General features: G+C 65.8%; 23 protein-coding genes and 1 pseudogene. 16 read left to right on the top strand and 8 right to left on the bottom strand.

From position 1 onward, the window contains the following. Positions 1–73: 73 nt before the first annotated feature. Positions 74–1,077, bottom strand: a pseudogene (locus IEW22_RS15150) (pirin family protein). A gap of 275 nt (positions 1,078–1,352) precedes the next feature. Between IEW22_RS15150 and IEW22_RS20410 the strand changes: the two are divergent. Then, on the top strand, positions 1,353–1,487 hold the full coding sequence (locus IEW22_RS20410) for a hypothetical protein (protein WP_268235488.1): 135 nt from the start codon (positions 1,353–1,355) through the stop codon (positions 1,485–1,487). A gap of 39 nt (positions 1,488–1,526) precedes the next feature. Then, positions 1,527–1,652: a hypothetical protein gene (locus tag IEW22_RS20405; protein WP_268235487.1), complete on the top strand. Its 126-nt coding sequence runs from the start codon at positions 1,527–1,529 to the stop codon at positions 1,650–1,652. Positions 1,653–1,905: 253 nt separating this feature from the next. Here the strand turns inward: IEW22_RS20405 and IEW22_RS15145 are convergent, their stop codons facing one another. From IEW22_RS15145 to IEW22_RS15125, 5 genes are all read right to left on the bottom strand, one after another. Beyond that, positions 1,906–2,697, bottom strand: coding sequence for a heme ABC transporter ATP-binding protein (locus IEW22_RS15145; protein WP_229742748.1), 792 nt, complete (start codon positions 2,695–2,697; stop codon positions 1,906–1,908). Next, positions 2,688–3,728, bottom strand: coding sequence for a FecCD family ABC transporter permease (locus tag IEW22_RS15140; RefSeq protein WP_188587488.1), 1,041 nt, complete (start codon positions 3,726–3,728; stop codon positions 2,688–2,690). Before IEW22_RS15140 ends, IEW22_RS15145 begins: the two co-directional genes overlap by 10 nt. A 29-nt stretch (positions 3,729–3,757) precedes the next feature. Then, positions 3,758–4,879 (bottom strand): heme/hemin ABC transporter substrate-binding protein, encoded by a 1,122-nt coding sequence (locus IEW22_RS15135; protein WP_188587455.1) that lies wholly within the window; start codon positions 4,877–4,879, stop codon positions 3,758–3,760. A 5-nt stretch (positions 4,880–4,884) separates the two neighbouring features. Next, positions 4,885–5,520 (bottom strand): biliverdin-producing heme oxygenase, encoded by a 636-nt coding sequence (locus IEW22_RS15130; RefSeq protein ID WP_188587454.1) that lies wholly within the window; start codon positions 5,518–5,520, stop codon positions 4,885–4,887. 93 nt (positions 5,521–5,613) lie between these two features. Then, a complete protein-coding gene (locus IEW22_RS15125) occupies positions 5,614–6,153 on the bottom strand; it encodes a DUF4878 domain-containing protein (RefSeq protein ID WP_188587453.1) in 540 nt (179 codons plus the stop codon). A gap of 153 nt (positions 6,154–6,306) precedes the next feature. On the opposite strand from IEW22_RS15125, the gene IEW22_RS15120 reads away from it, so the two are divergent. The 9 genes from IEW22_RS15120 (at position 6,307) to IEW22_RS15080 (ending at position 13,848) form a co-directional block, all read left to right on the top strand. After that, positions 6,307–6,978: a DNA-binding response regulator gene (locus tag IEW22_RS15120; RefSeq protein WP_188587452.1), complete on the top strand. Its 672-nt coding sequence runs from the start codon at positions 6,307–6,309 to the stop codon at positions 6,976–6,978. Further along, positions 6,933–8,213: a sensor histidine kinase gene (locus IEW22_RS15115; RefSeq protein WP_188587451.1), complete on the top strand. Its 1,281-nt coding sequence runs from the start codon at positions 6,933–6,935 to the stop codon at positions 8,211–8,213. The genes IEW22_RS15120 and IEW22_RS15115 overlap by 46 nt, the downstream gene beginning before the upstream one ends. Beyond that, complete coding sequence (locus IEW22_RS15110) at positions 8,210–9,241, top strand: hypothetical protein (RefSeq protein WP_188587450.1); 1,032 nt, start codon at positions 8,210–8,212, stop codon at positions 9,239–9,241. Before IEW22_RS15115 ends, IEW22_RS15110 begins: the two co-directional genes overlap by 4 nt. Before the next feature lie 311 nt (positions 9,242–9,552). Further along, positions 9,553–10,134, top strand: coding sequence for a helix-turn-helix transcriptional regulator (locus IEW22_RS20515; RefSeq protein ID WP_308421406.1), 582 nt, complete (start codon positions 9,553–9,555; stop codon positions 10,132–10,134). A gap of 241 nt (positions 10,135–10,375) precedes the next feature. Continuing rightward, positions 10,376–10,744 (top strand): 50S ribosomal protein L14, encoded by a 369-nt coding sequence (gene rplN / locus IEW22_RS15100; RefSeq protein WP_188587449.1) that lies wholly within the window; start codon positions 10,376–10,378, stop codon positions 10,742–10,744. Position 10,745: 1 nt separating this feature from the next. Next, positions 10,746–11,063, top strand: a complete 318-nt coding sequence (gene rplX, locus IEW22_RS15095) for a 50S ribosomal protein L24 (protein WP_188587448.1) — start codon at positions 10,746–10,748, stop codon at positions 11,061–11,063. Positions 11,064–11,065: 2 nt separating this feature from the next. Then, positions 11,066–11,647, top strand: coding sequence for a 50S ribosomal protein L5 (rplE, locus tag IEW22_RS15090; protein WP_188587447.1), 582 nt, complete (start codon positions 11,066–11,068; stop codon positions 11,645–11,647). Between the two features lies 1 nt (position 11,648). Further along, the gene (locus tag IEW22_RS15085; RefSeq protein WP_188587446.1) at positions 11,649–11,834 is read left to right on the top strand and encodes a type Z 30S ribosomal protein S14; all 186 of its coding nucleotides are present in this window, start codon (positions 11,649–11,651) and stop codon (positions 11,832–11,834) included. Between the two features lie 256 nt (positions 11,835–12,090). After that, a complete protein-coding gene (locus tag IEW22_RS15080; protein WP_188587445.1) occupies positions 12,091–13,848 on the top strand; it encodes an alpha-keto acid decarboxylase family protein in 1,758 nt (585 codons plus the stop codon). A 173-nt stretch (positions 13,849–14,021) separates the two neighbouring features. Here the strand turns inward: IEW22_RS15080 and IEW22_RS15075 are convergent, their stop codons facing one another. Further along, positions 14,022–14,324 carry an amidohydrolase family protein gene (locus IEW22_RS15075; protein ID WP_229742746.1) on the bottom strand — a complete coding sequence of 101 codons (303 nt, stop codon included), beginning with the start codon at positions 14,322–14,324 and terminating at the stop codon, positions 14,022–14,024. A gap of 19 nt (positions 14,325–14,343) precedes the next feature. Next, the gene (locus IEW22_RS15070; RefSeq protein WP_188587444.1) at positions 14,344–14,976 is read right to left on the bottom strand and encodes a DUF4262 domain-containing protein; all 633 of its coding nucleotides are present in this window, start codon (positions 14,974–14,976) and stop codon (positions 14,344–14,346) included. Positions 14,977–15,166: 190 nt separating this feature from the next. Here IEW22_RS15070 and IEW22_RS15065 point away from each other — a divergent pair, with 190 nt between their 5' ends. The 5 genes from IEW22_RS15065 (at position 15,167) to IEW22_RS15045 (ending at position 23,001) form a co-directional block, all read left to right on the top strand. Next, the gene (locus tag IEW22_RS15065; protein ID WP_188587443.1) at positions 15,167–17,158 is read left to right on the top strand and encodes a hypothetical protein; all 1,992 of its coding nucleotides are present in this window, start codon (positions 15,167–15,169) and stop codon (positions 17,156–17,158) included. After that, positions 17,155–18,630: an ATP-binding protein gene (locus IEW22_RS15060; RefSeq protein ID WP_188587442.1), complete on the top strand. Its 1,476-nt coding sequence runs from the start codon at positions 17,155–17,157 to the stop codon at positions 18,628–18,630. Before IEW22_RS15065 ends, IEW22_RS15060 begins: the two co-directional genes overlap by 4 nt. After that, positions 18,623–21,556: a Z1 domain-containing protein gene (locus IEW22_RS15055; protein ID WP_188587485.1), complete on the top strand. Its 2,934-nt coding sequence runs from the start codon at positions 18,623–18,625 to the stop codon at positions 21,554–21,556. Before IEW22_RS15060 ends, IEW22_RS15055 begins: the two co-directional genes overlap by 8 nt. Positions 21,557–21,570: 14 nt before the next feature. Further along, positions 21,571–22,419, top strand: coding sequence for a ParA family protein (locus IEW22_RS15050; RefSeq protein ID WP_188587441.1), 849 nt, complete (start codon positions 21,571–21,573; stop codon positions 22,417–22,419). A gap of 78 nt (positions 22,420–22,497) precedes the next feature. Then, a complete protein-coding gene (locus IEW22_RS15045; protein WP_188587484.1) occupies positions 22,498–23,001 on the top strand; it encodes a hypothetical protein in 504 nt (167 codons plus the stop codon). Positions 23,002–23,148 lie beyond the last annotated feature (147 nt).

Genomic DNA, 23,148 nt, shown 5'->3' with positions numbered 1-23,148 from the left:
CGGGGATGATGTGTGCGGCCGTCTGCTTCGCCCGCGCGGGTCCTGCCCCGTCCGAGGGTAGTTGCCGTGACAATCAGTCGTCGACGCGCGGAGGGGGATTCACGCGCGTGCGCAGCCGGGTATGCGGCAATGGGGGAGCGGGCAGATGTTGTACCGGACCCTCGTAGCCCTGCACCTGTCCGAAACGTTCGCTGTGGTTCTCCCATTCGGTGCGATAGCCGACGATCTCCTCATGGGTGCGCCCGACGAAGTTCCACCACATGAGGATCTCCTCGCCGAAGGGTTGCCCACCCAGCAGCATGATCCGAGCCGGCTCGTCACCGGGATTGCTCAGCGGGATGACGTCTGTGCCGATGCCGACGTAGGCGAGTTCGCGCCGCGGCACCGGTGTCGTGTCGACCACCACCTCACCCAGATCCACCAGGATGCCGTGTTCGTAGGCCGGATCGACATCGAGATCGATGCGGGAGCCCGGTGCGAGCGTGATCTCGGCGCCGACCAGTGGCGTGAAAGTGGTGACCGGAGAGGTGCTACCGAGCAGTGTCCCCAGAAAAACCCTGGCGCTCAAGCCCTCTCGCACGATCTCAGGGGGTGCGTAATGTGCGAAGTCGCGGGGCGTTTCGCGGGCGTTGTCGGGTACGCGATCCACAACTGCACGCCGTGCAGCACGGTTGTGTCGGGGGTGGACACCTCGGTGTGTGCGATGCCGTGGCCCGCGGTCATCAGATTGAGCTCACCGGGCAGGACCATCGCGTGGTTGCCCTTGGTGTCACGGTGTTCGATGGTGCCGGTGAACAACCAGCTCGCCGTCTGCAGTCCGGTGTGCGGATGCGGCGGCACATCCATGCCGCCGGTGACCGACACGTCGTCGGGACCGTAGTGGTCGAGGAAGCACCAGGCGCCGATCAGAGATCGCTGCCGCTGCGGCAATGTGCGATGCACCGTCATGGCGCGCGGACCGCCCAGCGGTACGTCTCGTGCGGTCAGGATCTCCACGGCCAGTCCGTCGGGCCGTGAATGCGCAGGCGGAGTCGGGACGCAGTCGGTTTCGACCGGATCGATCTCGAGGTTGCTCACGTGCAATACCACTTCCTGATGTTCGACTGGTTCATCCGTAGCCTACGGCGACCGCCGGGCGTGACCGTGCGGTGCTGTGTTCCCCCGGTACCGCCGGTGCGTGCCCTCCCGGTGTGTGCGCTGCCGATGAGGCACAGCTGATTGCCAGCTCGCACAACGGAAAACACCAGTTCCGGTTCCTAACGTCTGTGTGGTCGGCAGGCGGGTGACACACCGGCCGCGCCGCAGGTCCACGGCATTCGCGGGACCGACGAGCAACGAGAGAGGTTGAGGACATGAGGTTGAGGAAGATCGCCATCGGCACCGTGGCCGCGGGCAGCGTCGCAGCAGCAGGCCTCGGGGTCGGCGCGGGGCTCGCTTCGGCAGCACCGGCACCGCACTCCGGCGGTGGCACACAGCAGGTCCACTAGCAGCAGGCGCCGACGCCTCGGCCGCAGTCGCATGCCCCGGTGGTGCGCCCGAACGCCCACCCGTTCAACTACCAGGGTCAGCCGGTGGTGCCCTACCGCGACCAGCACCGCGGATGGGGATTCTGGTTGTTCGGCAACTGGATCCCGCTGGCCTTCGGCTCCTGACCCCGCCCAGGCCAACCACGTCGGCCGACCCGCGTCGGCCGACCCAAGACCCAGGTGCCCCGCCCGCACGGCGGTGCACCTGTGCCCGCAGCGGCGGCATCCGGTATCCCTCTGCCGGTGCCGCCGCTGCTCTGCGTGGCGCGCCTGCAGACGGGCTCGCCAGAACCTGTTCTTCCGGCGCCTGATTCGTCAGCGCCGTTTTTCGTCACCGCCGTTTTTCGTCACCGCCGCGAGTGATCGACGCCCTGATCTGTCAGTTCCGACGGCGCCGCGGCACGATGACCGGTTGTCCGTCGAGCACTCCGGCGACGACGTCTACGCCGTACACCTGTTCCACGCGCTGGGCGGTCAGCGTCGTCGCGGGCGGGCCGGCCGCGGCGACCCGTCCGTGGTCGAGCATCACCGTGGTGTCGGCGAAGCTCGCTGCCAATGACAAGTCGTGCACGATGACCAGTGCCGCGGCGCCGGCATCGACACGCGCCCGTACGAGTTCCATCACCGACTCCTGATACTGCAGGTCGAGTGCGGCGGTGGGTTCGTCGAGTACCAGAACGGTTGTCTCCTGAGCGAACACGCGCGCCAGCGCCACGCGTGCCCGCTCGCCGCCCGACAGTGTGGAGAACGGCCGATCGGAGAACTCGCTGACTCCGCATTCGGTCATCGCCGCAGCCACGGCTGCGTCGTCATCGCTGTTGCGGCGCGTGCGGTTCCACGGGAAGCGGCCCATCTGCACCACCTCACGGCAGGTGAACGAGAAGCCGACCACGTGCTCCTGAGGCAGTACCGCCCGGCGTCGGGCCTGCTGCACCGGTGACAGCCCGGCGATGTCGTCACCGGAGAGTTCCACGGATCCGGCGCCGAGTGCGATCGTGCCCGACAACGCGCCCACCAGGGTGGATTTGCCCGCGCCGTTGGGGCCGAGAACCGCGCACAGTTGGCCGGGCTCCACGCGCAGACTCACCTCGCTCAGCACCCTCCGGTCGCCGCGGTCGACGCTGACGTCGCGCATCTGCACGGCCGCGGTGGTGTCCGGCCTCATGCCCATCCGCCCAGTTTCGTGCGTTCGCGGCGCATGAGGAGCAAGAACACCGGTCCGCCGACGAGCGAGGTCATCATGCCCAGCGGCAGATCGGCGTAGTCGACGAGGGTGCGCGCGCCGAGATCGGTGAGCACCAGCAGGATCGCTCCGGCCAGCACCGAGGCGGGGATCAGTATCCGATGCGCCGGACCGACGATGATCCGCATGATGTGCGGGATCACCAGTCCGACGAACAGGATGATGCCGCAGAAGCAGACGGCTGCCGCGGTGAGCAGAGCGACGATCGCGACGCTGATCTTGCGCGTGCGTTCGACGTCGACCCCGAGGTGGCGGGCCGAGTATTCGCCCAGCGACAGCAGGTCGACGCGTCGTGCCAGTGCCAGCGCACCGAGGATCCCGACGATCGCGACCGGCCCCACGATCGCGACCTGATCCCAGGTGGCGCGGTTGAGACTGCCCAACTGCCAGAACACGATCTGGTCGCGCGCCGAGGGCGTGGCGCGAAATGTGAACAGCGCGATGAGGCCGCCGGCGAAGGCGTTGATCGCGATCCCGGTGAGGACCAGCGTGAGCACTTCGGTACGTCCACCCGACCGGGAGAGCAGATACACCACCGCCGTGGTGCCCAGGCCGGCGAGGAAGGCGCCCCCGGCGACGGCATACCCGGCGACGCCGAGCCCGCCGATCGCGATGACACCCGCCGCACCGGCCGCCGAGCCCGACGAGACGCCGATGATGCCGGGTTCGGCCAGGGGGTTGGCGAACACCCCCTGCAGCAGCGCCCCCGCGCAGGCCAGCGCGGCGCCGACGATGATCGCCAGTGCCACACGTGGCAGGCGGACGTTCCACAGGGTGTCCTCACCGGTCTGATCGGGCAGGGTGCCCAGCGGGATCCCGATGTGGTGCATCAGGGATGCGGTGACCGCGCCGGGGGAGATGTGCACCTGTCCGATCGCCGCGGCCAGTACCACCACGGCGAGCAGGATGATCACGAGTGCGACCATGACGACGACATTCGTGCCGACCCTGCCGCGCATCCGTGCGAGGACGTGTTGCCCAGACCTCGTCATGACTGCTGACGGTAGAGCGCGCGCGCGAGCGCGATCGCGACCTCCCCGGTGCGCGGGCCGAACGACAGCAGTTGTCCGTCGTCGGCGTCGATCACCCGGTGGTGCGCCCCTGCGGGTGTCTGTACCACGCCGGGGATCTTCTCCAGCCCGTCGACACCGCCGACGGATTTCAGTCCGTCCGTCATCATCAGCAGGGCATCGGGTTTCGCGGCGATGAGCCCTTCGGAGGTCAGCGAGGTGAACGCATCGTGCAGGCCCGCCGCAGTACCGGCGTCCTCCGCGCCGATCGCCTCGATCAGCGAGTCGGCACCAGAGCCCGGGCCGCCGAGGATGAGCAGCCCGGTGCCGCGGGCGTAGATGAAGGCGACGCGCGGTCGGTTGTGGTCGTCGGTATGCCCCTCCGACAGCGATCTCGCCTGGGCGAGTTCGCTCTGTGTACGCGCCGCAAGTGCCTGTCCGGCCTCGGGCACGCCGAGTGCGTCGGCCACGAACTCGATCTCCGAGCTGGACGAGGCCACCGTGCGAGCCGGGTCGCCCACCACGACGGGGATGCCCGAACGCTCCAGCTGCTGTCTGGCGCCGTAGACCGACGGAAGTGAGGCATCGGTGAGCACCACGGTGGGATGCACTGCGATCACCGACTCGATGTTCACCGACGTCCCGTCGGCAACCAGATTCGGGATCGATTGGGCGGCAGGGAATTTGGTGGCGATGTCACGTCCAACGAGATGTGAGCCGAGGCCCAGCGCGAAAACCGTGGTCCCGTAGGTGCCGTACTGGTCGAGTGCGACGATGCGGCTGGTGTCGGTGATCGTCACCCGCCTGCCGTCGTGGTCGGTGACGGTCACCGGCAGATGGACAGACGGAGCAGAGTTGATCGGCACCGGGTCGGCCGAGGGCAGCGTCGCGGTGGCCGGCCCTTCAGCCAGATGCGCACCCGAGTCCGACCGTGCCATCCCCGATGACGTGGTCGATGAGGTGCGGTCGATCGGCGAGGTCGAACAGCCCGCCAGGATCGCGATCCCGGTGAGCAGTGCGCAGATCGCCGCGAGCGTGGTCCGCGGTGAGGTCCCCGGTGACTTCGGTGTCCTCAGTGTCCTCGGTGTCCTCTGTGGCATCGACGTCACCGCGACGACGTCGGTCGGACGGCCAGCGCGTCGAACAGCTCGCGGTTGAGCCGGTAGGCCACGATGCACTCGTCGATGAAGTGCGTGCGCTGCGGCTCGGTCCATGCCGCAGACTCGAGCAACTGGTGATAGTGATCGCGGTAGACCTTGGGCTTGCCGATCGAGTCGAATCGGTAGAAGGCCAGGTGTTCGGGGTCGATGTCGTAGTGGCGTCCCACCAGCGTGGCGATGATCTGACCACCGGACAGATCGCCGAGATACCGCGTGTAGTGATGGGCCAGGAAGGCCACCGGGTCGTGGCGGGTCGCCGCGATCCGCTCGGCCAGCGCGGTCGAGGCGGGCAGCGGGGTCAGCGCCTCGCGCCATCGATCACCCCGGCGCGCAGCGAGATCGGCCTCCAGCGACGGGAGTCGCCGCAGATCCTCCGACAGAAAGGGGACGACCATCGGATCGTCGGCGAGGCCGTCACCGACCTCCTCGAGGGCCCGGTACACCGGGTGATACTGCGCGAGGAGGTCGGTGAGTGCGTCGGCGTCGAGTTCCCCCCGTAGCAGCGCCCCGATGAACTCCGACTGTTCGGCGTCGGTGTGCGCCTGCTGGGTCTCGCTGCGCAGCCGTGTCACAAACGACATGTTCTTCTCCGGGTCACGTTCGCGGGCAGGGGAATTCAGTTGTGTGAAGTAGTCGGGATCTCGATCGGGTCCGCGACGGTCACGCGCCGGTGGTCAGTGCGGGCCGCCGGCCATCGACAGCAGCGACTTGGCTGCGTCCTCGGAGAGCTTCCAGTCGCCGTCGACCTTGGTGTAGCCGTACTGGACGGTCACCGGCTGCGGAGCATGGGGGCTCTTCACCGACACGTCGGCGGTGGCCTTGTCGGTGCCGTTGGCGGTCACCTTGGTCACAGTGAAGGCCTCGGGGGTGTATCCGCCCTGGCTGGCGCCCTGGGCGAATCCGTGCAGCTGCTGACCCATCGACGCGTCGGAGGAGTCGACCTGCTTGGCGGCGTCCTCGGCGGAGGTGTTCGGGTCGACGACGGTGCGCAGGATCTTCTGCGCGTCGCCGGTGCTCAACGTGGTTGCCTGCACGACCGCGGACGAGGCCCGGTCGTAGCCGTTGGACACGGCACTCGACGCGGCATTGACGGCCTTGGACGCACTCGCGCCGAGGTCGGACGCCGACGAGTTGTCGTCGTCGCCACAGGCGGCGATGCCGCATGCCAGTGCTCCGGTCAGCGCTGCCGCTGCGACCACCTTGCGAACCTGCATTGTGCACTCTCCTTCGGATAGGTAAGGCAATGCTAAGGCAGCGATCGGCGAGGGTGGGCTCGGGGGCTGCGGTGAGGTGCGCATGTCGAGTGTTCGCGCGATTGGGACGGCTCGGCAGGCGCAGTCGTCCGCGTGGTGTCACCATGTCGGAGTATGAAGGCAGACCCGGTGTGCCGGGTGGCGATGATCGATGATCATCAGTCGCCCGTCTGGGGAATCAAGGCGCTGCTGAGCCGCCACGACGATCTGGTGTTCGCCGGTCACAGCGACACCGTGAGCGGGTTGCTCTCCGGTGTCGACGGCGTCGACGTTGTCCTGCTCGATCTGCGTCTCACCGACGGGACCACGCCGCGCGAGAACGTCCTCCGGCTCACCGACGCCGGGATCACCACCGTGGTCTACACCTCCGGGGAATGGCCCGAACTCCTGCGATCGGCCGCGCGTGCCGGTGTACTCGGTGTGGTCCTCAAATCCGCTCCCGAGGCTGAGGTGGTCTCGGCGATCCGTCGCGCCTTCTCCGGCGACGCCGTACTCACCACCGAATGGGCCGCGGCGGTCGACTCCGATCCCGCACTCGCCGGCGTCGACCTGAGCCCGCAGCTCTCGCGCGTGCTGACTCTCTACGCCTCGGGTGAGACGTCGGCGCGAGTGGCCGAACTGATGGGCATCCACCCCGACACGGTCAACGACTACCTCAAACGCATCCGCCAGAAATACATCGACGCCGGGCGGCCGGCGAAGACCAAACTCGACCTGTTCAAACGAGCAGTGGAGGACGGATGGTTGCCGACACCCCGGCGCCTCGGCGAACACGACGCGCACTGAACATCCCGACGGTCCCGATGCGCCGGCGTGGTCGGTTGGGCGGGCCGACGCACGCGCCGTCCGGCCGTGTCTCCACCGCTCGTGCACCCTCGGACCGGCTGCAGCGGGTGCTGGCGATGTTCGTCGGTGCCGGCTTCGGGGCTTATCTGCTCGTCGCGATCCCCGATCTCGCTCCGACGGCCCGGATCCTGGCGTGGTGGTGGACCCCACTGGCACTGGCGACATCGATCGCGCCGGGGATCGTTCTGTTCGCGGTCAGTCTGCGCGGCAGCCGCGCCGCGATCGACCGGGCCTGTGCGGTGTGCGCGATCGGCTATCTCGTGGCCGCAGCATCCTGGTTCCTCGCGTGGAACGGCGAACTCGCCACCGGGGTGCGGTCGACATGGCTGGTGAACTTCCCAGGTCTGGCGGCGCTGGCCGCCGCGCTGACCTTCTCGGCCCGCTGGACGCTGATCCACATGGCACTGGCCACCGGATTGTCAACCGCCACCAACGATCTGGGGCGGGTGGGCCGGCTGGTGATGGCCGACTTCATCCCCGAGTACCTCTACGCCCTCGTCTTCTGCCTGCTGTGGGTTGCGGCGACCCTGGGAGCCCGGCGAACCGGTGTGCTTCTCGATGCCTCACAGGATCAGGCGGTGGCGGCCACCCGCTCGGCGGCAACCGTGCAGGCGCGAGACAGTGAACGGTTGCGCTTCGACGGTGTCATCCACGATCGCGTCATCGCCACCCTGGCTGCAGCCGGACGTGACGGGGGTGGCGATGGCCTCGCTGAACAGGCGAGCAGTGCCCTGAGCGCCCTCGACGGTCTCGACGCCGAGGCCGACCCGGATGCGGTCATCGACACCGTCGGCGTCGACATCCGCATTCGCGACACACTCGCGGCGGTCTCCGACCGGATCGATTACTCGGCTGTGGTCCGCTGCGAGCCCGGGGTCTGCTTCCCGGCGATCGCCGTGGACACACTCTGCGCGTCGCTGGGTGAGGCCGCGCGCAACAGTGTCCGCCACGCCGGCGTCGCCGATCGGGAGGTGCGCGCGCTGATCGACACCGACGGACTGCGAGTGGTCATGGCCGACAACGGGTCTGGATTCGATCCGGCTGCCGTTGCGCCGGAACGTCTCGGCATCGCGGTCAGTATCGACAGGCGCATGCACGATCTCGACGGTGGGAACGCACACGTGCTCTCCGAACCCGGGGCGGGTACGACCGTGGTCCTCGAGTGGGTCCGATGAGTCAGCTCATGTGGTGGCAGCGGCCCCGCGAGGACGCGGCGGCGATCATCGGCATGCAACGTCGCGGTGCGGTCCTGGTTGCCGCGGCGTTCGTCATCGCCTGTTTCGTCATCCTGCTGATGACGATGCCCAGTGCGGCGGGTAAGGCGTGGTCGGTGGTGTTCCTGGTGGCCTGTGCGCTCCAGGTGGCCATCCTGCTGTTGGCGCCGGGTGACCCGCTCCCGAGGGGGTGGGCGTGTGCACTGCTCACCCTCGGCGGCGTGCAGGCCGCGGTGACCCTGCCGTTCATCCCCATCACCCTGCCGCAACCGGTGATCCTCGGACCGCTGACCGGTGCGGCGGCAGCCGCCGGCGCATTGGCCGGTGTGCGCGGACGCTTCGGTATCGGCTGCGCGCTGGTAGTGATGTCGCTGTGCGCGATGGGGGTGTGGTCGGCGGTCAACGGTGAGACGTTTCTCCACGGAGCGTCCTACGGCGTGGCCAACATCGCGGTCATGGTGATGGCCGGGTTCTTTGCTCGCGTTCTGCGTCCGGCGGCGGCACTGATCTTCCGGCTGCGCAAGCAGGCGGCGCGCCAGACCGCCATCGAGGCAGCGGTGTCGGCCACCGCGGCAGAGCGTCGGCGCCAGCTCGAGCGGGTCGACACGCTGGCCCGACCGATGCTCGAGACGATCGAGCAAGCCGGTGAACTGACGCCGGCGCAACGCCAGGAGGCGGTGCTGACCGCCGCCCGGCTGCGCGATGGGATCCGGGCCCGCGGACTCGACAGCGAGAAGGTGGCCACTGCCGCATGGGAGGCTCGTCGGCGCGGCGTGACGGTACGACTCCTCGACGATCACGGTCTGACACCCGACGAGGTGGCGCCGGTTTTCCTCGACGCCTGTGTCGCCGCTCTGGAGGCCGCCGAGTCCGGCGAGGTGGTGATCCGGCTGAACCCCGCCGACCGGCCGGTGTTCGCCAGCATCGTCGCCGTCTCGCCCGCGGGTGCGCATCGGCGGGAGTACGACTCCTGCGGTGCGATCATCTGAGCCCTGAGTCTCGTAAGTGCTGAGCCCCGAGTCTCGTGAGCCCTGAGCCCCTGAACCCTCAGTCTCCTGAGTGACGTCTGCGCCAGATGGGGCGGGCCAATACGGGTGTAAACGAATACTGAGACAGACGTACGACCGGCAGCTGGATGGCGACGGCAACTCGGTGCACATCCCCCCAAAATGGGGGCTAACGTGCCCGAATTGGACTCTTTAAACTCTGATCACTCAACTGCGATCGCGTCTTAGGAGCTGTCGGAGGCGGGTTGTAGAAATTGAGACGATCTCTCCCCCGGACAGGAGGCCGCGTGACCATGTCAGACGTTGCGGTGAACGACGCCGTCGACGAGAACCACCTCGTCGACCAGCATGAGACCGCACAGCGCGAACTCGCTTCCGTGGCACCGTTGATCCTCGCCGCGCAGAGGGGTGTCGTCGGCCAGATGGTTGCCGATGCAGTCTCCGACGCCGAGTCCGCGGTCGGCATCGGTGACGTCGTCATCACGGGGAACGCGATGCTCGAGGACTCCGCAATCGAAGACCCTGTCATCGAGGAACCTGTCATCGAGGATGTGGATGTCGCCGTCGAGGATGTTGTCGTCGGGGATCCCCTCGAGGCCCGCGGTGAGGGGGATCAGGAGAGTGGGGAGCAGCCTGCGGATACGGTCATCAGGCCGCATCTGTCGGCCCGCGAACTCGAGGTGCTGCTCGCCTGGCTCGACACCGACTCCAAGGCCGAGGCCGCGGACAAACTGTTCATCACCGCGGCCACGGTCAACACCCATCTGGCACGTATCCGTCGCAAATACCAGCTCGCCGGACGCCCCGCGCGCACCAAGGCGCAGCTGCTCGCGCGCGTGGTGCAGGACGGACATGCCAGTCTCGACGACTGGTGACCGGTGCCGGTCATGGCCGACTGGTCGGCTGACCTGCGGCGATTTGGATCCCAGTCGTGGGTTGGCCTACACTGGACCGGTTGCCTGCGGCGCCCTGTGTGCCGCGAATCGGCTCACGAACCCATCGGGTAGGTCACTTCGGTGCTCTGACCTGGGCAGGCGTGTGTCCGGTGGCGACGTGACCGTGCGCGTCGGGTCGGTAATCCGGCGGGCAGAAGAATCCAGGTCTTAGGAGAAGACTGTGATCCAGCAGGAGTCACGCCTGCGGGTTGCCGACAACACCGGTGCCAAGGAAATCTTGTGCATCCGCGTGCTGGGCGGTTCCTCGCGGCGCTACGCCGGCATCGGCGACGTCATCGTCGCCACCGTCAAGGATGCGATCCCTGGCGGCAATGTGAAGAAGGGCGAGGTCGTCAAGGCCGTCGTCGTGCGCACCACCAAGGAGCGCCGCCGCCCGGACGGCTCGTACATCCGTTTCGACGAGAACGCGGCCGTCATCATCAAGAACGACAGCGATCCGCGCGGTACCCGCATCTTCGGCCCCGTCGGCCGTGAGCTGCGCGAGAAGCGCTTCATGAAGATCGTCTCGCTGGCACCGGAGGTCGTGTGACATGAAGGTTCACAAGGGCGACACCGTCATCGTCATCGCAGGCAAGGACAAGGGCGCGAAGGGCAAGGTCATTGAGGCCTACCCGCGCGACGAGCGTGTTCTGGTCGAGGGCGTCAACCGCATCAAGAAGCACACCGCTGCTTCGCAGAATGAGCGCGGCGCCTCCTCGGGCGGAATCGTGACCCAGGAGGCTCCCATCCACGTGTCGAACGTGATGGTGGTCGACTCCGAGGGCAACCCGACCCGCATCGGCTACCGGATCGATGAGGAGACCGGCAAGAAGGTGCGGATTTCCCGTAAGACCGGGAAGGACATCTGATCATGACCTCCACAGAAACCAAGATCCAGCCGCGTCTGAAGACTCGCTACCGCGAGGAGATCAAGGACGCGCTCAACAACGAGTTCAACTACGCCAACGTGATGCAGATCCCGGGCGTGGTGAAGGTCGTCGTCAACATGGGTGTCGGCGACGCAGCCCGTGACTCCAAGCTGATCAACGGCGCGGTCAACGACCTCGCCCTGATCACCGGTCAGAAGCCGGAGATCCGCCGCGCTCGCAAGTCCATCGCGCAGTTCAAGCTGCGTGAGGGTATGCCGATCGGTGCGCGCGTGACCCTTCGCGGTGACCGCATGTGGGAGTTCCTCGACCGCCTGACCTCGATCGCTCTTCCGCGAATCAGGGACTTCCGTGGTCTGAGCGACCGTCAGTTCGACGGCAACGGCAACTACACCTTCGGTCTGAGCGAGCAGTCGATGTTCCACGAGATCAACATCGACTCCATCGATCGGCCGCGCGGTATGGACATCACGGTCGTCACCACGGCGACCAACGATGACGAGGGCCGGGCGCTGCTGCGTCATCTCGGCTTCCCGTTCAAAGACAACTCCGTGAAGGAGAACTGACATGGCCAAGAAGGCTCTGATCAACAAGGCCAACAAGAAGCCGAAGTTCGCCGTCCGCGGCTACACCCGCTGCAACAAGTGCGGTCGCCCGCACTCGGTGTACCGCAAGTTCGGCCTGTGCCGTGTGTGCCTGCGCGAGATGGCACACGCCGGCGAGCTGCCGGGCGTGCAGAAGTCCAGCTGGTGAGCTGAGACTCTCGACGTACTGACCAACACCCCCGATCGTTCGACGGTCGGGGGTGTTGTCGTGTCCGCAGCACGTCACGCTTCCTGGGCCTGTCGTGTTCTGCGACGCCGTGTTCCCCCCGATCGGATGACACACGCTCCACCGCACGACCAACCGGTCGGTGGCTGGGGCACACGCAGATTTCGCAGGATTCTCGTCTCATCGCACAAGTGCGGTCGCGACCGGACGGTCGCCGACGATGACGAGAGGAACTGGCATGACCTTCGACCCACACGACCCCAGCGCCCAGCTCCGCGAGGACGACGCGTGCGCCCTCACGGACCACCCCGCCGGCACGCGAGCCGACGAGTACGCCGTCGATCTGTACACCGTGGCCGATTACCTGCTCGACCGGCTGGTCGAACTCGGTGTCGACTCGATGTTCGGGGTTCCTGGAGACGTCACTCTCGGCTTCCTCGACCACGTCGAGGCTCACCCGGACATCGATTGGGTGGGTACGGCAACCGAACTCGGCGCGGGTTATGCCGCCGACGGATACGCCCGCCTGCGTGGTGTCGGCGTGGTGTGCACGACGTTCGGGGTGGGGGAGCTGAGCGCGGTCAACGCGATCGCCGGAGCGTACGCAGAACTCGTGCCGGTTCTCCATGTGGTCGGCGCACCGACGATGTCGGTTCAGGCGCAAGGACGCGCCGTGCACCACTCTCTCGGTGACGGCGACTTCGAGCACACCGCGCGGATGAGTGCAGAGGTGAGCGCGGCGTGCGCGATCCTCAACGGAACCGACGATGCCGGCGAGATCGATCGTGTGCTCGCCACGATGATCGCCCAGAGCCGACCGGGTTATCTCTCGATTCCTGCTGACGTCGCGAGTTCTCCGTGCACTCCGCCGCGTGGACCGTTGGCCATCGGCCGGCCGGTAAGCGATCGGACGGCGTTGCGCCGCTTTGCCTGCGCCGCCCGCACGCTCCTCGCTGACCGATCTCCCGTGGTGCTCGCCGACATCGTGGTTCATCGAGCTGGTGCACAGCGTGAACTGGACAGGCTGATCCAGATGCGCGGCCTTCGGTATGCTTCGCTGCTCTGGGGGCGGCGGGTGGTCGACGAGTCGGGCGCGGGCTACCTCGGGGTGTATCTCGGTGAGCCGAGCGAGCCAAGTGTGCGCGTGGCGGTGGAGGGGGCACCAGTACTGGTCACCGTCGGGGTGCAGATCACGGATCTGATATCGGGGGGCTTCTCGGACCGACTCGACGCGAATCCGCGCATCGACATCCGCCCGCACACTGCGGTCGTTGATGGCGAGGTGTTCGACTACATCGAGATGCGCGATGCCCTGGTGGCACTCACCGACCTGCTCGCGCACGTCACGCCGACCGAGGCGTCGAGCGTCGAGCACTTGACGCCCGCTGTGCTCAGCAGCGACGCACCGTTGACCCAGGGCGAGCTGTGGGCACTGGTGACCGAATCGCTGACCCTTGCCGACACGGTGTTCGCGGAGCAGGGGACCAGCTTCTACGGGATGGCCGCGCAGCGGCTGCCACACGGGGCGACAATCGTCGGCCAGCCCCTGTGGGCGTCGATCGGGTACACCCTTCCGGCGATGATGGGGGCGGCGCTCGCCGCCCCGGATCGACGGCCGGTCCTCCTCATCGGCGACGGGGCCGCCCAGATGACCGCGGCCGAACTGGGGACGATCATCAGGCTCGGTATCCCCGCTGTGATCGTCGTGGTCAACAACAACGGGTACACCGTCGAACGTGCGATACATGGTCCGACAAAGGCCTACAACGACATTGCGCGATGGCAGTGGACGCAGCTTCCCTACGTGCTCGGCGCGACGTCAGCGACCGTCGCCACCCACTTCGTGACGTCATCGGGCCAACTGGCGGATGCACTCGACGACGCTGCCGAACACCCAGGGCGGCTGACGCTCATCGAGGCGGTCACCGCGGCACTCGACGTACCGCCCACGCTCGAGGCGGTCGCTGCGGCCGCGGCGGCAGCGACCGCGCGCTGACCCCCTATTCCCCTCTGTCGTTCGTTGCCGGTCGGACGCTGCCACGCCGTCGGATGCACATTGCCGAGAAACAACACCTCGGCGCACGGTGCTGACCGTGAGTCAGCCAATGGATTGTCAATCGGTCAAATGTGTGGCGATGAGTCTTCGCGTGCGGAACCGAGGATCCGGGCTCAGGGTCGCCGATAGGCGCATACTCCTTCGACGTAGGTGGCCTCGACGAGGGTGTCGGCGATGTCGCTCGTCGGATGACCGAATGGATCACGGTCGAGCACAACGAGATCGGCGAGCATGCCGGGGCGGATCGATCCGGTGTCGTCAAGATGATTCACGTGCGCAGAGCCCGTGGTGTACGCCGCGATCGCCGACATCAGGACGAGGCGATGATCGGGATCGACGGTGACCGCGCAACGCGGTGATGCACTGCCCCCGAATCGGTTCGCCAGGAATCCGCCGGGCGTGCCCCGTTCCAGCACGGACCCACAGGCCCAGTGATCAGCGCCGCTTGCGCGTTCGACCGGCCTGCCGACGTTGCCCTCGATTGAGTCCGACGCACTGATTCATGACCCGCCGGCCGCGGGCGGGCGGGATGTCTGAGTCGAGGATCCCCTTGATCGGTTGGTCGTGATCGTTCAGCGTGTAGTCGTCGTCGCCGGGGAAGTGCCCCCACTCGTCGCTCCAGATGACCTGCAGGAGATCGGCATCGGGGAAGAGCTCATTGGTGATGAGCAGATCGGAGTTGTCGAGCAGCTCGACCAGCCGAACCGGAGCGTCGATGCAGCGCAGGTGAATGGTCGCCTCCTCGGCGACCAGTTCGCGCCAGTCCGCGTCGTGGAGCAGCACAGCCACCTCGTTGAGCACGCGAACGCTCGTCGATCCGTCGAGTCCGTAGACCGCGAGTTCGGGGATCGCATGCAGGCCCAGGCCCGTGGTGTAGCCCAGCGAGAACTCTGATCCGCATTCGGTCGCCGCACACCGCTGGCATGTATCGCTGACTGCGGTGACCGACCAGCCGTATTCGCGGATCCGCGCCATCGTCTCCAGGATGATCGGGTCGCTGCTCCACCTCGGCAGCCCGTGGCCGGTGAACGAGGTTCGGTGGGGCGAGGCTGCTTTCTCGCGGGACATGGCGACTCCTTTGATCGAATGTGTGTTCGATATGATCACGGGGGTCTGACACTGGTGACCCGGTGCTGGTGGGAGTGTCCAAGCGACCGCGCGGGTGTACCGCGAGCGTCGATGTCCGGTCTTGGCGAGTCGTCGGACTGGACCGTTGTATAGGCTCATCGCGACGCAGTCATGACCGAGAGCGGTACCGATGAGCCTGAGCAGTGTTGAGCAGCATGAGGAGGGCATCGGACCACGTGCGCTGCGTGGCGAGACATGGGTGGAGCTGTTCCCGTGGCTCGACACCTATGAGTCCGCCACAGCTGCTGAACTGGAGGCCCTCGTCGAGGGTGTGCCCGACTGGTGGATCGCCGACAGCCCGGCTGCCACGCCCGGTAACGATCCACATGATCTCGCCGTCGCTCTCGCCGCAGTCTTCGTCCGAGACCACCGCCGCATGACGCTGGCGGATGCGGCACCGCACCTCGACGTGGCCATTCCGATCGCGGCGTTGCGTCTGGACCCGCGCGCGGAGACCGTGGTGCGGCGTGTCGACCAGTCGGGGAGCGTGCGACGCCTGTCGGAGGTGACCGCTGCCGACCTGTTCGCCATCCGCGGTACCAGCACCGAGACCGTGTGCGCGATCGTCGCCGCGGTGTTCATCGCGTCGATGACGGTGGATGCCGCCGACGGCGTTGCCACCGAGGACGACGAGAATCCTGCGCTGGTTCAACTCATCGACGATCTGAGATCGCTGGCGCGGTGGCGTTCGGTCCGTGGCCGGGCCGGTGAGCCGCTGCTGGGCGTCGAGATCGATGACGATGCACCCGAGACCATCCAGCAGGTCGCCGATCGGGTCGTGGCGCTCACCGCTGCAGATGTCGGCATCCGGGCCGAAGGCGATCCCGTCGACGAGATCGAGAATCTCGTGGAGCAACTCGATGAGCGTGAGAGCATCGTCCTGCACAAGTGGATGATGGCCACCGAACAGATCTCCATCGGTGAGCTCAGTTCCCTGCTTCACGTCTCCAAGAGCAGGGCGGGCACGATCAGTGCAGCCCTGAAGGAGCGGCTGGTCACCGCCTGCGACTTCCAGACGGCGGTCGGTGGGCTGCTCGCGAGCATACGAATCGAGATTCAGCCGGTGACCACGGTCGACAGGCTGGTCGCTCTGCACCCGGTGCTGGCCACGGTTGTTCCCTCCCTGCACATCCCGCTGTGGCTGGCGCTCGACCGCATTGACGATTACTTCGAGGTGACCGGTCAGTGGGCCGCGGCCCCTGACGTCACCACCGCAGGTGCCAGGACCCGAGTAATGCTCGAAGAGCTCGAATCGGAGAATGGAACAGTCGCGGTTTCCGACGCGGCGCGGATGCTCGGACTGACCGAGTCGGAGACGAGCGCGTGGTTGCAGGTGTGCGCAATTCCTGTCGTCGACGGCTTCGCGCTGCTGGCCACCGCCGCTTTTGCCGATCATGTGGTGGCGATCCTCGAAGCGACTAGTGTCCCGCAGGATTTCGGTGAACTCCTCGATCGCGTCGACGTCGACCGAGTGACACCGGCCCACCGGCGCGCGCTCGAGGAGGACGGTCGACTCCGCGTGACCGCCAACGGCCGGTGGGAGTTGACCACCACTGCGTCTGACACAGTCGACACTCGCGGTAGCGGAGCTGTCGACAGTGGGCGTCAGCCTCGGCGGCTCTACAGGTGCGGCGACGAGTGGGTGTTCCGTGTGACTGTGACCGCCGACGCGCTGCGCGGCTCGAGTCTCAGCATCCCGGCCGGCGTGGCACACGTATTCGGCTGTGCACGTGGTGGTATCCGCGAGATCCCGAGCGAGCTGGGGGTTCAGACGTTGCGGTGGACTGGCTCTCATCCCACGTGCGGGACGATCCGTCGGTTCCTGATCCAATTGCGGCTCGATGTTGGTGAGGACGCATTCCTTGTGTGTTCGCCGGACTCGGGCTTCGCCGTTCGGGCCGTTGCAGGCGCCGATCTCGCCGGCGACCCGATTGGTCAGGCGCTGGCGATGGTCGGCCATCGCGATCCTGCTGATCTCTCCGGGCAGGCCGCTGAGGAAATCCTCGCCACCGCGATCGGGCTACCACCCCGCACGAAGCGTCGCCGAATTCTCAGTGCTTTCCAGAGCCGTGACGCCCGGGTTGCGCAACTGCTCGAAGCGGGTTGGGTGGGTACGCGATGACCGAGGCGGTATCCGGTGATGTGTTGCGCGCGTTGGGGCTTCACCACACGCTCATGACGGCGGTGGCCGATCTGATCGACAACAGTATCGACGCGGGCGCACAGCATGTGGTGGTGCGTTTCAGGGTTGCCGGCCATCAGATCACTGCGTTGCGCATCATCGATGACGGATCGGGGATGGATACTGCGACACTTGACGCGGCGATGCGTTACGGTGCAGGTCGCTCGTACACCGGACGCGATCAGGGCCATTTCGGCGTCGGGCTCAAGGCCGCGTCACTGAGCCAGGCCAACGTCGTCACGGTGTACTCACGCGCTTCGGGCTCTTCGGGGCAAGGTGTGCGGATGTCGGTGGAGCGGGCCACCGACGCACCGACCGTCTCGCGTATCGACAATGCCGCTGCGGCCACCGAGATTGCCTCCGAGACACCGCGATTCCCATTCCCAACGGGGACAATAGTTGAATGGCAGGGCATTCGGACCTTTCCTGTCGCTGCCGACCCGGATGATCAGGATGCATGGCTCGAAGCGACGATCGGCAACCTCCGGGATCATCTCGGGCTGGTGTTCCATCGACTCATCGCGCAGGGATTGACGCTCTCGATCGACGTCTTCGACGTGATCTCCGGCAGGGCGGGAGCGCCACGGTCGGTCCGTGCGATCGACCCGTTCGGCTATCGGCGATCCGGGTCCACCCGATACCCGAGGGAATTGGAGGTCGACGTGCCCGGCGTGCATGCCATCGCGCACGTCTGGCCGCACGGTGTCAGCAACCCCGAATTCGCACTCGGCGGTGTACCCGGACGTGAGCACCAAGGGTTTTTCGTATACCGCAACGATCGGTTGTTGCAGGCCGGTGGCTGGCTCGGCGTGCTCCGATCACATCCGGACTTCGCGCAGGCTCGCGTCGCCGTGGACATCCGACGCATCGGTGAAGCCGAGTGTGACATCACGCAACACGCGATCATCAACCCGGAGAAGTCGGGTGTGAGGATCGACGCGACGCTCGCGCACTCGCTGCGCACAGCGCTGCACGCGTCCGGGTATCTCGACGATGTGCGGGCCGCGGCGAGGGCCGGTCGCGCCATCGAGCGCAGGCCGGTCAGCGTGATCGAACCCGCGTCTGGTCTGCCCGAGTCCGTGATGGCCGAATTCGCCGATGCGTTCACGTTGTCCGACGACTCTGATCCGGTCGGAATCGGCTGGCGGGTGTTGTCGAGCGGGACATTCTTCGAGGTCGACATCCTCTCGCGGCAAGTGTGGATCAACGCTCGCTTCCGCCGGGCGCTCGGCGGTGATCGTGCCGACGCCACCGACCTTCCGGTGGTGCGTACCTTGCTGTTCCTGCTCGCCGAACACATGTTCACCGGTATTCGACTGGGCTCCAAACAGATTGAGCAACTTCAGGCGTGGCAGCGCGTGCTGATCGCCGCGATGAGAGCAGAGGAGAACGCCGATGCCGTCGATGACTGAGGCATTGATCGGCGCGGTCGCACGCGAGTTCACGACGCTGCTGCCGCCAGCGAAGATCTTCGGGTCGATCTCTGGGCGCCTCGCCGACGAGGGATATGGACCGATCGACATTGCCGACATCGTGGCGGTGATGGTTGACGAGCGTGTGGGCACAGTACGTTCTGCGGTGCGCTCGGCACTGCACTTGTGGGATGCCGAAACCTCGGCTGAGTGGACCGGTGCCACGCAGCCGAACACCGACGAGCGCAGGACGCTGATCTTGACTCGACTCGGTATCCCGGTCGACGCCCACAGGTTCATCGCCGAGGCATACCCACATGCCGGCGGAGAAGTGGTGATCGCGGCCCCCCAGCCGTGGGAACCCTGGTACACACCGGAACGCCGTGTTCGTCGGCAGTTCTACTGGCAGGCATACCGACATGTGCTGCGCTCCAAAGGCTGGTCGGATGACACGGTCGACGCGCTGGACGCAGCGACCACCCATGTGGTCGAACGCCTGGCCGACCCCACGCGTGACGAGCCGTATCAGTCCAAAGGATTGGTGGTCGGTTACGTGCAGAGCGGCAAGACCGCGAACTTCACCGGGGTGGTCGCCAAGGCGGTTGACGCGGGTTACCGACTGATCATCGTGCTGACCGGGACCATCGAGCTCCTCCGTGGCCAGACGCAGCGGCGCCTGGATGCCGAACTCGTGGGTGTGCAGAACATCGACGCTGCGGAGTACGAGAACGATGGCGATTGGCTCGATGGGAAGTTCCTCGTCCACGCCGTGGACCCCAACCACACCAACGACATTCCGGCGATACGCCGATTGACCGGTGTGACAGATGATTACAAGGCGCTGGCGAAGGGAATCGGCGCTCTGCACTATGAGTACGCAGACCACTCCAAACCGCTGTTCGACCCGGTGAATCTCTACGCCAGCAATACTCGTCTCGCAGTGGTGAAGAAGAACTCCACTGTGCTGAAGAAGCTGGTGGCCGACGTTCAGAAGATTCCCACCGGACTCGATCAGATTCCGGTGCTCATCATCGACGACGAAGCGGATCAGGCATCGGTCAACACGCAGAACCCGAAGAGCTTCGCGGACGGGAGGGTGGAACGGACGGCGATCAACGAACAGATCTCCAAACTGCTCGGCCTCATGACGCGCAGCCAGTACATCGGCTACACGGCAACGCCATTCGCCAATGTCTTTGTCGACCCCGACGATTCGGTGAACATCTTCCCGACTGATTTCATCATCAGCCTGCAGCGCCCAGCAGATTACATGGGCGGCCCGGACTTCCACGACCGTGAGGGAGATCTGGGTGCCGGAGTGGAGCGAACCGCCGCCAATTCCAACGAGATGGCGTTCGTGCGAAGCCTCGTCGCGCAGAGCGATGAGGAGCGAGACGCCGAGAGGCTGGCTGCGCTCGACGCTTTCGTGCTCGCGGGAGCCATCAAGCTCTTCCGACTCGACAATGGGGTTTCGGGAGACTTCCGTCATCACACGATGCTGGTCCACGAGTCGGTGAAGACGGCTGAACACAAGGCACTCGCCGAGGATTTCGCGCAGCTGTGGAACAGAGCTTGTTACAGCCAGCCGAGCGGGCTGGACAGGCTGCAGGAGTTGTGGGACAGCGACTTCCGTGTGGTCTCGTACCACCGTGCTGCTGAGGGAGTGGTCAGTCCGTCGAGTTTCGCAGAGCTCGCGAGCTACGTGGGACAGGCGTGCGATCGGATCTGTGAGGGTGTCAGCCCGATCATCGTGGTCAACGGCGAGTCCGAGAAAGACTACGTACAGGAGCCGTTGAATTTCCAGGAGCATCCGGTGTGGAAGATCTTGGTGGGCGGAACGAAGCTCAGTCGTGGGTTCACAGTCGAGGGACTGACCACCACCTATTACACCCGGCGTACGGCGCAGGCGGACACGTTGATGCAGATGGGTCGATGGTTCGGCTTCCGGCCGGGCTATCGGGATCTGGTTCGGCTCTACATCGGACGGGAGGTTCCCGGTGCTGGGGGCAAGACCTTCGACATGTACAAGGCCTTCGAGGCGATTGTGGAGGATGAAGAGGACTTCCGCGACGAGTTGAGTCGGTTCCACGGGCTCAACGCCAACGGCGAGCCGATGGTGACGCCCAGAGATGTGCCGCCGATGGTGTTCCAGCGCCTTCCGTGGCTCCGGCCGACAGCTACCAACAAGATGTACAACGCCGAATTGAGCTATCGCAGCGCCGGCGGCCAGAGTTTCAGCTTCACGATGCAGGGACCGCGAGGCAACGGTGATGCGAACCTCAAGCACTTCGATGCCATGCGACCGATCCTCGACCAGCTCACAAGCGAGGGTGAATTCAGATTCCTTGACAAAGATGGCACCAGTCGGACATTCGATGCGCGGTACGGCATCGTCTCTGCACCTGCACTGTTCGACGTGGTGACGAGTTTCGTCTGGGATGCGAACTGGGACTTCACTCCACATCGCGAGGCGTTCGCCGAGGCGATCGAGCAGGGGACTGCCTCCGACGTTGCTGTCCTGCTTCCGATGCCGAAGAAGCGATCGCCTGTCGTGATCGGTGGGTACCCTACGGCGTTGCCCATCGTCAATCGCAAGCGACAGGAGACGTCCTACCGCACAGGGTTCACCGGGACCGCGGTGCGTGAGCGTGACGCGATCGAACACATTGCGGGAAACCCGGACAAGAGAGTCGGTGGCGCACTCGCCGAGCAGTTGCGCACCCCGACACGGGCGGGGATGATTCTGCTCTTCGCGAGTGATCCCAAGAGCCCCCGCCATCTGAGGGATCCGGAGCGGGGGAAGGTCGATCCACGCGACGTGGCGACGCTGTTCTCGTATGCGTTGCCGTATGCAGCGTGCCCCCAGCCACGCATCGGGTTCCGGGTCCACGCAGCAGACGCCGGCGCGATCGTCGACGCACAGTGAAGGGAAAGTGACTGATGGCCAAGGTGATTGCCACGATCAGCCTCAAAGGCGGCGTGGGTAAGACGACCATCACCGCAGGACTCGCAGAGTTCATGTCTGCGGAGTTCGGGCAGCGCGTACTGCTCATCGATCTCGACTCGCAGATCAACCTGACGACGATGATGATCAGCGAGGAGCGCTGGTTCACATTGAACGATCACGGTGACACTCTTGCTGCGCTCTTCGCCGACGGCATTCACGGTGAGAACCACTTCTGTCTGGAATCTGCTGTGCAACGCGGGGTGTCGCCGGTGAAGCGAGTCACCACCGTCGACCTGTTGCCCTCCTCGCTCGATCTCATCGAGATACAAGAGGAGCTGTCGGTCCTGCGCGCGACGGATCCAGGACGGGCGTTGACGATCTTGCGCGATGCGGTGAAACCCGTGATCGATTACTACGACTACGTTCTCATCGACTGCCCGCCCAACATCGGTCCGGTGACGCTGAACGGTTTGGCGATGGCTGATGCCTACATCATCCCGACTATTCCGGATCACTTGTCGACATACGGGATTCCGCAGATCCAGAAACGTGTCCGCAGGTTCGGTGATGAGATCGGCCGGACCATCGTCGAACTGGGGGTGGTGATCTCGAAGTTCAAATCGAACTCCAGGGTCCACGGTTCCACCGTCAAACGATTGCGGCGCGACCCCACCATCCAGAACGTGTTGCCGAACTACATCAACGAGGCGAATTCGGTTGCGGCGTCGGCAGAGTTCACGCCGTATGGAACTCTCAAGGGCAAATACGGAAACCAGGGTCAGTTCGACCAGTTCCGTGGCCTCACCAGCGACGTACTGACCGAAGCGCAGTCGAAGCTGTGACGGTGATGGCAGGAGCGACTGGCGCGCCAGTTCGCCGTGTGAACATTTTCGAACAGACAGGGTGACACCATGACCGGGATCGACTCCGACACCGCGCGCAGGCGCGTTGAATACCAGGCTGTTGGCGGGGCGTTGGCCCAACTCGATGCGGCTAATCCGCAAGCGGCGCTGATCATCGCAGGGCTGACGCGGGCCGTTGTCGCCGAAGCGCAGCGATCGTCGCGGTTCGCGGCATCGCTGACCGACGCCGTCATTGCAGCACTCCCAGCTGGCGACTTCGCGCGCACACCAGCGGCCGCCCCCGTCACGCGTGCTCCTGTCACGCGTGCTGCCACCACACGGAAGCGGGCTGTTCGTCAACCAGCCGCGTTCGACCCGTTCATGGTCTATCGCGACACCGGTGCCGATGGACTGACCTCGAAACTGACAGGCCTCGACGTCGACGGACTGCGCGACATCATCGCCGAACAGGAGCTCGATACGCGCAAGGAGACTGGCCGCAAACGCAAACCTGAGGTACTCGTGGCATGGATTGTCGAACGCGTGGAGGCGTCGGAGCGCAAGGGGAGTGTGTTCCGGTAGGGGTATGTGCCAAGCAGTGGTAGCCCAGGTGTACAGATCGCCCAAGGGGCTGGTGCACGAGTAGGTGACATCTGATCTGGCTTGCCCTGCCGGGCGGCCTGGAAGGATGCCAGCTGTGCCCAAGCCCTATCCCCAGGAGTTCCGCGA

This window comes from Gordonia jinhuaensis (assembly GCF_014639795.1).
Taxonomy (GTDB): domain Bacteria; phylum Actinomycetota; class Actinomycetes; order Mycobacteriales; family Mycobacteriaceae; genus Gordonia_B; species Gordonia_B jinhuaensis.
The sequence above is the reverse complement of the archived record's forward strand: the minus strand, read 5'-3'. Positions and strand labels throughout refer to the sequence as shown.

Bases quoted from the DNA above. Each gene is read 5' to 3' on its own strand.
- rplE (WP_188587447.1), top strand. From the start codon at position 11,066: ATGACCTCCACAGAAACCAAGATCCAGCCGCGTCTGAAGACTCGCTAC.
- IEW22_RS15120 (WP_188587452.1), top strand. From the start codon at position 6,307: ATGAAGGCAGACCCGGTGTGCCGGGTGGCGATGATCGATGATCATCAG.
- rplX (WP_188587448.1), top strand. From the start codon at position 10,746: ATGAAGGTTCACAAGGGCGACACCGTCATCGTCATCGCAGGCAAGGAC.
- IEW22_RS15110 (WP_188587450.1), top strand. From the start codon at position 8,210: ATGAGTCAGCTCATGTGGTGGCAGCGGCCCCGCGAGGACGCGGCGGCG.
- IEW22_RS15140 (WP_188587488.1), bottom strand. From the start codon at position 3,728: ATGCGCGGCAGGGTCGGCACGAATGTCGTCGTCATGGTCGCACTCGTG.
- IEW22_RS15060 (WP_188587442.1), top strand. From the start codon at position 17,155: ATGACCGAGGCGGTATCCGGTGATGTGTTGCGCGCGTTGGGGCTTCAC.
- IEW22_RS15080 (WP_188587445.1), top strand. From the start codon at position 12,091: ATGACCTTCGACCCACACGACCCCAGCGCCCAGCTCCGCGAGGACGAC.
- IEW22_RS15145 (WP_229742748.1), bottom strand. From the start codon at position 2,697: ATGGGCATGAGGCCGGACACCACCGCGGCCGTGCAGATGCGCGACGTC.
- IEW22_RS15070 (WP_188587444.1), bottom strand. From the start codon at position 14,976: ATGTCCCGCGAGAAAGCAGCCTCGCCCCACCGAACCTCGTTCACCGGC.
- IEW22_RS15135 (WP_188587455.1), bottom strand. From the start codon at position 4,879: ATGCCACAGAGGACACCGAGGACACTGAGGACACCGAAGTCACCGGGG.
- IEW22_RS20410 (WP_268235488.1), top strand. From the start codon at position 1,353: ATGAGGTTGAGGAAGATCGCCATCGGCACCGTGGCCGCGGGCAGCGTC.
- IEW22_RS15065 (WP_188587443.1), top strand. From the start codon at position 15,167: ATGAGCCTGAGCAGTGTTGAGCAGCATGAGGAGGGCATCGGACCACGT.
- IEW22_RS15125 (WP_188587453.1), bottom strand. From the start codon at position 6,153: ATGCAGGTTCGCAAGGTGGTCGCAGCGGCAGCGCTGACCGGAGCACTG.
- IEW22_RS15130 (WP_188587454.1), bottom strand. From the start codon at position 5,520: ATGTCGTTTGTGACACGGCTGCGCAGCGAGACCCAGCAGGCGCACACC.
- IEW22_RS15115 (WP_188587451.1), top strand. From the start codon at position 6,933: ATGGTTGCCGACACCCCGGCGCCTCGGCGAACACGACGCGCACTGAAC.
- IEW22_RS15050 (WP_188587441.1), top strand. From the start codon at position 21,571: ATGGCCAAGGTGATTGCCACGATCAGCCTCAAAGGCGGCGTGGGTAAG.
- IEW22_RS20515 (WP_308421406.1), top strand. From the start codon at position 9,553: ATGTCAGACGTTGCGGTGAACGACGCCGTCGACGAGAACCACCTCGTC.
- IEW22_RS15085 (WP_188587446.1), top strand. From the start codon at position 11,649: ATGGCCAAGAAGGCTCTGATCAACAAGGCCAACAAGAAGCCGAAGTTC.
- IEW22_RS15055 (WP_188587485.1), top strand. From the start codon at position 18,623: ATGACTGAGGCATTGATCGGCGCGGTCGCACGCGAGTTCACGACGCTG.